The organism is Psychrobacter sp. 1U2, from assembly GCF_051847575.1.
The window spans coordinates 1-1,052 of the sequence record NZ_JBPYDC010000465.1 but is presented as its reverse complement, the minus strand read 5'-3'; the positions used below and the strand labels follow the sequence as shown (position 1 = coordinate 1,052).

Genomic DNA, 1,052 nt, shown 5'->3' with positions numbered 1-1,052 from the left:
TAATATAACCTGCTGCTACCGCCAGCTCATCTGTATCAATCACCAAATTATCGTTGTTACCGTTGTTATCGGCTCTAGGCTGACATAGTCGCTCAGGACTGCCACTTATAGAGTCATCAATAGGCGTATTAATATTGGCGTCCATATGCTCTGTGGTTGGCAAATTCTGGCATTTTTTTAAACATAACCAATAAGCATCGCGGCCGCGTGGATCAACCATATGATGTACAGGTTTTTCTATTAGGCTATGAGCTAAGCGTGTGATTTTGCGTCCTTTTATACCCTCAGCCGTATTTACATTAGGAATATTAATATTGAGTACGTGATAAGGCAAACGTTTGAGCTCCTCCAATAAAAGCGTTTTGGTCAATATTTTGACGATCTCGGTTGCGGCCATTTCATAATGGCTGGTTTGATCCTGTCCATTGCCTTTAATCCTATGACCCACCAATGAAGTTGCAATCGCCGGTATACCAAAAAGCTGAGCGGTCAAAGCCGCACCAAAAGTACCCGAAAACAAGACGTCTTGCCCTAGGTTTGCGCCTGAATTAATACCCGTGATCACGCAGTCAAACTGAGTGTTAGGATAAAGCTCGTGTAGCGCAAGATAGACACAGTCAGCAGGTGAACCATTAACCGCAACGAACCCTGATGGTAATATATGAGGATACAAGGGCTGAGAAATATGAAGCGAGCTGGCACTACCGCTCTGCTCTTCATGGGGTGCAACGACCACAACGTCTCCAATCTGGCAGAGGGCTTGGTATAACGCCAACAACCCTGGCGCATGTACTCCATCATCATTACTAATCAAAAACTTCATGGCAGCTCAATATAGTGATATCTCATTTTCTGGCAACAGACTTAAATATCGTAACCGATTGCTAATAACCTATAGTCATCTATCTCATAGATAGTAGCGTTTAAGAACAAGCATCTTAAAGCAGCATTTTGAGGAAAAAGATAACTTTTGTATGCCTTTATTTAGCAGATAAATGCAGATATAGAAGGTAAAAAACGAAAACCTAGCGGTAATACAATATGGTTTAAAA

Annotated in this window: 1 protein-coding gene; it reads right to left on the bottom strand. The window is 41.9% G+C overall.

Annotated features, from left to right (window positions below; translation table 11 throughout):
- A partial coding sequence (gene surE, locus ACS8FD_RS16600) for a 5'/3'-nucleotidase SurE (RefSeq protein ID WP_439276651.1) occupies positions 1–823 on the bottom strand: 823 nt, incomplete at its 3' end.
- Positions 824–1,052: the final 229 nt, after the last annotated feature.